2 protein-coding genes are annotated in these 1,022 nt (G+C 48.7%); one reads left to right on the forward strand and one right to left on the reverse strand.

The features are described from left to right. Window positions 1–706 (forward strand): LysR substrate-binding domain-containing protein (locus tag R7035_RS26095; RefSeq protein WP_318146433.1); only part of this gene is annotated, 706 nt, incomplete at its 5' end. 21 nt (window positions 707–727) lie between these two features. Here R7035_RS26095 and R7035_RS26100 read toward each other — a convergent pair. Then, on the reverse strand, window positions 728–1,022 hold a 295-nt coding region (locus tag R7035_RS26100; RefSeq protein ID WP_318146434.1), incomplete at its 5' end, for a CZB domain-containing protein.

A 1,022-nucleotide genomic window follows, 5' to 3' on the forward strand; every position in this document is an offset into this window, starting at 1 on the left:
GCTTGAGGTGATTTTCTCTGAACTTGAAGACATCAAATTCAACGAGCTGCGTGGCGAGCTTTACATCGGCGTGGCCCCTACGTTTGCACAGAGCTGGTTATTGCCGCGTATGGTGGAATTTCAGCGTTTGTATCCTTCTCTCAATATCAAGCTTCGAGTAAAGGCAAGCCGATTAGATTTCTTACATGAGCCCGTTGATATTGCGATTTACTACAGTGACAGCGAGCATCCGGGGTTCCATCATCAAAGGCTATTTGATGAAGAGTTGATGCCGGTTTGTAGCCCTGAATACAGCCAAACACATTTCTCCAATGGCGTGAGTAGTGCCAGCCAATTTGAGACCGTGACCTTTATTCATTGCACTGAATCGTTAGAAGCAAACGAGCCAAATCATGAATGGCAGAGCTGGTTAGCAAGCCAAAGCAACCCTGAGCTGAAATCGCTCAAAGTGATGGAGAAAACCTACCTTTTTAACCATGCCGATATGGCGATGATTGCCGCCAAAAACAGCATGGGCATCGCAATGGCGCGGGCGTCTTTGGTGCAAACCAGTTTGGAAAAGGGAGAACTGGTCGCGCCTTTTGAACGCGTCAACGCAGGGAGAGGGTACGATTTGATTTGTTTAAACGGCCAGCAGCACAGACCGAAAAATGCGGCGTTTATCGAATGGCTAGAAACGCAGCTGCCTCCCCTTGCATCGCAATAAAAACAAAGGGAGGCATAAGCCTTAGTTTACGATGATTTCATCCATCAAGCGGTCAATGTGAATCACCACTTGCTCACTCGCGTCTTCCATCGAGTTGATGGAAGTCACCATGCCGGCCATATTTCCTGACTTCGCGTGGTTCATTGCATCACGGCCGCTATCGTGCACACCTTTGTGTGGCGCTTCGAGCTGCGCGTAGCTTCTTAGTTGGCTATATGCTTTGCCGTCACCTCGGTAGTACCACTGGCCCAATCGACATTCTGAATGGCTATTGACGGTTTCACCAAAAGAGCCACTTTGCAGCAAGCGATAGATG

Source organism: Vibrio sp. 1731, assembly GCF_033339955.1.
Classification (GTDB): Bacteria; Pseudomonadota; Gammaproteobacteria; order Enterobacterales; family Vibrionaceae; genus Vibrio; species Vibrio alginolyticus.